Genomic DNA, 6,003 nt, shown 5'->3' with positions numbered 1-6,003 from the left:
CCGTCGCCGACGCCGTCGCGCGCCCGCGACCTGCTGGACTCGGGGTACGAGCGTATCGTCACTTCGCTGGGCGGCGACGGCGCGGTGCTGGTGACCGCCGACCGGGCGCTGTACGCGGACGCGCCCGCCGTCGAGGTGGTCGACACCGTCGGTGCGGGGGACTCGCTGTTCGCCGGCGTCCTCTCGGCGCTGGACCGTGGCGAGAGCGAGTCCGAGGCCCTCCGGACCGGCGTGGCCGTCGCCAGCGCCGTCGTCGGTACCACCGGCACGACCCCGCCCCGACTCGACGCCCTCGATCGTGATCGAATCGCGGTCGGTCCCGCGCCTGCCCCCGCTGAGTGACTGGTCTGTGATCGTTTTGCCGATAGTTTCGCCAGTAACGATCGAAAACGATCGTATTCGAGCATTTATTGTCATACCCTGTCCATCGTTGATGATGAAGCATGTCCACACAAGATAGCGAGTTCCGAGCGCGACTCACCTCGGTGAAAGACGACGTGATGACCGGGGTGTCGTTCATGATCCCGTTCGTGACCGTCGGCGGGATATTCCTCGCGGTAGCGTACGCGTACGCCTCCCTTCCGGGTGGTGCGACGGTCGAGACAGTGTTCGACTCACCGGGCGAAGTGTCGTGGTTCCTCGCCCAGATGGGGACCGCCGGACTGACCATTATGGTCCCCATCCTCGGCGCGTACATCGCCTACGCCATCGCCGACAGGCCCGGTCTCGCGCCGGGGTTCCTGCTCTCGTGGATCATCCAGCAGGGGGTCGTCCTGCAGGAGTCCAGTCAAGTGCTGGGGCTCCCGGGCGGGAACGCGGCGGCCGGCTACCTCGGCGCGCTCATCGCCGGGTTGCTGGCCGGGTACGTCGCACGCTGGTTCAAACAGCGTGAGGTGCCGAGCTTCCTCGAACCGATGATGCCCGTCCTGATCATCCCCGTCGCGACGGTTGCGGTCCTGTTGCCGGTGATGCTGTTCGTCATCGGCGTCCCGGTCGCTATCGCCAACGCCGAACTGAACAGTCTCCTCTCGGGGATGCAGGGGACGCAAGCGCTAGTCCTCGGCCTCATCCTCGGCGCGATGATGGCCTTCGACATGGGCGGCCCGGTCAACAAGGTCGCCTACCTCTTCGCAGTCGGCCTCGTCAGCCAGCAGATATACGGCCCGATGGCCGCCGTGATGCTCGCGGGGATGACCCCGCCCATCGGGATGGCGCTCTCGAACGTCATCGCCTCCCGGAAGTACCCCGAGGAGATGTACGAACAGGCCAAAAGCGGCTTCATTATGGGGCTGTCCTTCATCACCGAAGGCGCGATTCCATACGCCGCTTCCGACCCCGGACGCGTCATCCCGAGCCTGATGGCCGGGAGCGCCACCGCGGGCGGCCTCGCGATGTTCATCGGCGTCGAGATGCCCGCGCCCCACGGCGGCATCTTCGTCGCGCCGCTTGCGGACCCCATCTGGGGCTTCCTGCTCGCCCTCGGCGTCGGATCGCTCGTGACGGCCGCCATCGTCACGCTGTTGAAACCGGACCACGTCGCCGACCCCGGTAGCAGCACGGAGTCCGGTACCGAAACCACCACCGCGGACTGATACCAATGGATCAACAGACACTCGATCGGATCCTCTCGACGGAGCTCGTATCGCTCGAAGAACCGCCCGACGAGAAGCGCGCGGCCATCGAACACCTGCTCGACATCGCCGTCGACGCGGGCCGGGTCACCGACCGCGAGGCGACGCTCGACGCTCTCCTCGAACGCGAGGGCGAGACGTCGACGGGCGTCGGCAAGGGTATCGGTATCCCCCACGCCAAGACCGACGGCGTCGCCGAGCCGACGGTCGTGTTCAGCCGCTCCAGCGAGGGCATCGACTTCGACGCCCCGGACGGCAAGCCCGCGACGCTGCTGTTTATGATTCTCGTGCCCGCGAGCGGGAGCGACGACCACCTCTCGATCCTGAGTTCGCTCTCCCGAGCGTTGATGGACGACGACGTCCGCGACCGGCTACACGCCGCCGAGTCGCCGGAAGCGGTAACTGACACGCTGATGAAGGCAATAGCATGAGCGAACGCACAGTCACCATCGTTCCCGAGGACGGCCTGCACGCCCGTCCCGCGTCGGTGTTCGTCGAGACGGTCAACGAGTTCGAGGCGACCGTCGAGATAGCGGTCGACGGCGAGGACCCGGTCGCCGCAAACAGTATGCTCGCCGTGACGAGCCTCGGCGCCGGACACGGTGACACCGTGCGACTGATCGCCGAGGGCGACGACGCCGAGGCGGCGCTTGACGCCCTCGAGGACGTACTGACGACCCCCGAATCGGAGTTCGACGACGAATGACACACACACTCGATGGCATCGGCGTCACGCCGCTGTCGGGCGTCGGCAACGTCGTCTGGTACGACGGCGAGGTCGAACTGGGCGACCCGCCGGCCCCGGACACGGTCGACGCCGACGCCGAACGCGACCGGTTCGAACAGGCGCTCGGGCGGGCCCGCGAGGAGATAGAAGCCGAACGCGAACACACCGCCGAGGCCGTCGGCGAGGAGGAGGCCGCCGTCTTCGACGCTCACCTCCAGTTTCTGGACGACCCTCAGATCACCGGTGCCGTCGAGGACGCGCTCGACTCGGGCCTGCCGGCCGACCACGCCGTCGACGAGGGCTTCGCCGACGCAATCGAGCAGCTAGAGGCCGCCGGCGGCCGGATGGCCGAACGGGCGGACGACCTCCGGGACATCCGCGACCGGTTGCTCCGCATCCTCGCGGACGCGGACCGCGTCGACCTCTCGGCGCTGCCGGAGGGGACGGTCCTGCTCGCCGAGCGACTGACGCCCAGCGACACGGCCCAGCTAAACCCCGACCGCGTCGCCGGGTTCGCCACCGTCGTCGGCGGCCGGACGGCCCACGCCGCCATCTTCGCGCGTTCTATCGGTATCCCCGCCGTCGTTGGCGTCGGCGAGGCGTTGCTCGACGTCGCGGCCGACACGGAAGTCGTCGTCGACGGCGAGGCCGGAACCGTGGTCGTCGACCCCGACGAGGAGACCCGCGAACGCGCCGCCGAGTCGCGGGACGTCTCGGTCCGGCACGACCGCGTCGAGACGGCCGACGGACGCGACATCGAAGTCGCGGCCAACGTCGGAACGCCCGCCGAGCTCTCGGCCGCGGCCGACAACGGCGCGGACGGTATCGGCCTGTTCCGGACGGAGTTCCTCTTCCTCGACCGGCGCTCCCCCCCGGACGAGGCCGAGCAACTGGAGACCTACGTCGAGGCACTGGAGGCCTTCCCCGACGGCCGCGTCGTCGTGCGAACGCTCGACATCGGCGGCGACAAGCCCATCCCCTACATCGACGCCGAGGAACCCGAGAATCCCTTCCTCGGGGTCCGGGGTATCCGGCGCTCGCTGGGCCTGGACGAGGAGTTGTTCCGGACGCAACTGCGGGCGCTGTTGCGGGCCAACGCCGAGGCCGAGGGCGACCTCTCGGTGATGTTCCCGATGGTCGCCACCGTCGAGGAGGCCGAGGCCGCCCTCGACGTCGTCGAAGAGGTGGCGTCGGAACTGGACGAGGCGGGCGAGGCGTTCGAGCGACCCGAACTCGGCGTGATGATCGAGACGCCGTCGGCGGTGTTCGTCGGCGACGAACTGGCGGCCCGGCTTGACTTCTTCAGCATCGGGACCAACGACCTCACCCAGTACGTGATGGCCGCCTCCCGACAGAACGAGGCCGTCGACCACCTCCACGACCCGCGCCACCCAGCGGTCCTGCGCGCCATCCACCGCGCGGTCGAGGCCGCCCACGACAACGACGCGTGGATCGGGATGTGCGGCGAGATGGCGGGCGACCCAGCGCTGACGGAGTTGCTGGTCGGGCTCGGGCTCGACGAACTCTCGATGAGCGCCGTCACCATCCCCGACGTGAAGGCCAACGTCGCCGAGACGCGCACCGACGCCGCGTCGGCGCTGGCGGACGACGCACTGGCAGCGAGTACAAAGAGCGAAGTAGTAGCCACGATAACACACAACACATGAAGTTCGTCGCAGTCACAGCATGTCCGACGGGAATCGCACACAGCCAGATGGGAGCGGAGGGCCTCGAACAGGCCGGTGAGGCCACGGGCCACGACGTCCGCGTCGAGATTCAGGGGGCGATGGGCGCCGAGGACGAACTCACCGAGGCCGAGATAGCCGAGGCCGACGCGGTGATCATCGCCGCCGACACGTCCGTCAGCCGCGACCGGTTCGAGGGCAAACCGCTCGTCAAGGCGCCGGTCGCGCGAGCGATCAACGAGGCCGAGGAGTTGCTCGAAGAGGCCGCAGCGGCCGCGGAGAACGCCGACAGCGGCGACGACACGGCGGAAGCAGTCGAGGCGGACGCGTCCTCGGCGTCGGCGTCGACTGGCGGGACCGAACCGGCCGACTCGTCGCGGGAGAGAGAGGAGGGAGCCACCGCCGACTCCGGCGGCCTGCTCTCGAAGATCAAAGGCCTGTTCTCCTGACGCTCTCGCCCGCGAGTCGCATCAATTATTACGGTGGCGAGTAAACCGTTCGATGGTGACATAGAATGCCGTTCTACGGCGGAGAGAAACTCGATCAGGTGTACGACCGGGCGCTAGAGGAGGACTTCGGACTCGTCGCGAGCAACGTCGCCGAACCGGACGTGGCGATGGGGCTGATGGAGGGTGCGTCCTCCGTCGATTCGGACCTCCTCATCCAGATGAGCGCCGGTGCCTGCCGCTTCGCGGGCAACGGCGACGCCGAAGACGGCCTGCGGGCGATGGGAACGTATATCGAGACCATCGCCGAGCAGTACGACATCGGCGTGTTCCTCAATATGGACCACCAGACCGACATGGAGTTCATCGAGATGCAGGTCGAGACGGAGATCCCGTCCTCGATCATGATCGACGCCTCCCACGAGGAGTTCGAGGAGAACATCGAGCGCTCGAAACAGGTCGTCGATATGGTCGACGACGCGGACGCGGACATCCTCGTCGAGGCCGAACTCGGCCAGATCAAGGGCGTCGAGGACGAAATCGTGGCCGAAGAAGCGTTCTACACCGATCCCGAGGACGCCGTCGAGTTCGTCGAGCGAACCGGCTGTGACCTGCTGGCCATCTCCGTCGGGACACAGCACGGCGTCGCCAAGGGCAAGGACCTCGAACTGCGCCCGGACCTCGCGACCGACATCAGTCAGGCCCTCTCGGACCACGGGCTCGACACGCCGCTTGTCCTGCACGGCTCCTCGGGCCTCCAGCCGCCGCAGGTCGAGGATATGATGGACCGGGGCATCTGCAAGATGAACAAGGACACCCGGTACCAGTACGAGTACACCCGGACGCTGTTCGACCACTACCTCGAACACAAGGACGAACTCGTCCCGCCGGAGGGCGTCGAGGACCAGCGCGACAGCTTCTACAACGACGTCGAGTGGTCGCCGAACAAGGACCACTTCGACCCGCGCGTCGGCGGCCGCCTCGTCCGCGAGCGCATCGCCGAGGTCCACGCCGACCTCGCCGAACTCTCGGGCAGCGCCGGCAAGTCGATGTTCCCCAACTGAGGCGACGACTCGCCGTCTTTTTCGCCACTCGCTACGACGCCGTCAGTCGTCACTCTCGGCGACGGCCGCACAGATCTCTTCCCACCGGCCGCGGTCCTCCAGTCGCTCCTGTAACTCCGCGGCGTACTCGTCGGCGAGTTCCTCGGCCTCCTCTTGGAGGGCGCTGTTGCCGCCGCCGAGACCCAGCGCATCGGTGACCGACCCGAGGAAGCCGCCGCCTCCGCCGCCACCGCCGCCCCCGCCTCCCCCGCCCATCGTCGACCCGCGACCCTCGCCCATCTGCTCTATCTGGCTCATCACGCTGGGGAGGCTACTCCCGTCGGCGACCATCCGCGCCGTCTCGGGCTCGTCGGCGCCCTCGACGTCGAACTCGACGGCGGTCATAACCAGCCCCCACTGCTGGCGGCTGAACGACGACGCGGCGACCCGGTCCTCGAACTCCCGGTCGAC

Annotated in this window: 8 protein-coding genes; 7 read left to right on the top strand and 1 reads right to left on the bottom strand. The window is 67.9% G+C overall.

All coding sequences use genetic code 11. The features are described from left to right. From GJ629_RS13580 to fba, 7 genes are all read left to right on the top strand, one after another. Positions 1-342 (top strand): PfkB family carbohydrate kinase (locus tag GJ629_RS13580; protein WP_231754633.1); only part of this gene is annotated, 342 nt, incomplete at its 5' end. A 101-nt stretch (positions 343-443) separates the two neighbouring features. Then, positions 444-1,592, top strand: coding sequence for a PTS fructose transporter subunit IIC (locus GJ629_RS13575; RefSeq protein WP_157513529.1), 1,149 nt, complete (start codon positions 444-446; stop codon positions 1,590-1,592). Between the two features lie 5 nt (positions 1,593-1,597). Continuing rightward, positions 1,598-2,062, top strand: a complete 465-nt coding sequence (locus GJ629_RS13570) for a PTS sugar transporter subunit IIA (RefSeq protein WP_157513528.1) — start codon at positions 1,598-1,600, stop codon at positions 2,060-2,062. Next, positions 2,059-2,337, top strand: coding sequence for an HPr family phosphocarrier protein (locus tag GJ629_RS13565; protein ID WP_157513527.1), 279 nt, complete (start codon positions 2,059-2,061; stop codon positions 2,335-2,337). Before GJ629_RS13570 ends, GJ629_RS13565 begins: the two co-directional genes overlap by 4 nt. Further along, on the top strand, positions 2,334-4,025 hold the full coding sequence (ptsP, locus tag GJ629_RS13560) for a phosphoenolpyruvate--protein phosphotransferase (protein ID WP_157513526.1): 1,692 nt from the start codon (positions 2,334-2,336) through the stop codon (positions 4,023-4,025). Before GJ629_RS13565 ends, ptsP begins: the two co-directional genes overlap by 4 nt. Further along, a complete protein-coding gene (locus GJ629_RS13555) occupies positions 4,022-4,492 on the top strand; it encodes a PTS fructose transporter subunit IIB (RefSeq protein ID WP_157513525.1) in 471 nt (156 codons plus the stop codon). The genes ptsP and GJ629_RS13555 overlap by 4 nt, the downstream gene beginning before the upstream one ends. A 65-nt stretch (positions 4,493-4,557) precedes the next feature. After that, positions 4,558-5,553: a class II fructose-bisphosphate aldolase gene (fba, locus tag GJ629_RS13550; RefSeq protein WP_157513524.1), complete on the top strand. Its 996-nt coding sequence runs from the start codon at positions 4,558-4,560 to the stop codon at positions 5,551-5,553. Between the two features lie 42 nt (positions 5,554-5,595). On the opposite strand, the gene GJ629_RS16385 is transcribed toward fba, so the two are convergent. After that, positions 5,596-6,003 (bottom strand): DUF5799 family protein (locus tag GJ629_RS16385; protein ID WP_197428617.1); only part of this gene is annotated, 408 nt, incomplete at its 5' end.

Origin of the sequence: Halapricum sp. CBA1109, assembly GCF_009741825.1 — an archaeon.
Lineage (GTDB): Archaea > Halobacteriota > Halobacteria > Halobacteriales > Haloarculaceae > Halapricum.
The sequence above is the reverse complement of the archived record's forward strand: the minus strand, read 5'-3'. Positions and strand labels throughout refer to the sequence as shown.

Coding starts and splice junctions, on each gene's coding strand:
- GJ629_RS13570 (WP_157513528.1), top strand. CDS start 1,598: ATGGATCAACAGACACTCGATCGGATCCTCTCGACGGAGCTCGTATCG.
- GJ629_RS13555 (WP_157513525.1), top strand. CDS start 4,022: ATGAAGTTCGTCGCAGTCACAGCATGTCCGACGGGAATCGCACACAGC.
- ptsP (WP_157513526.1), top strand. CDS start 2,334: ATGACACACACACTCGATGGCATCGGCGTCACGCCGCTGTCGGGCGTC.
- GJ629_RS13565 (WP_157513527.1), top strand. CDS start 2,059: ATGAGCGAACGCACAGTCACCATCGTTCCCGAGGACGGCCTGCACGCC.
- GJ629_RS13575 (WP_157513529.1), top strand. CDS start 444: ATGTCCACACAAGATAGCGAGTTCCGAGCGCGACTCACCTCGGTGAAA.
- fba (WP_157513524.1), top strand. CDS start 4,558: ATGCCGTTCTACGGCGGAGAGAAACTCGATCAGGTGTACGACCGGGCG.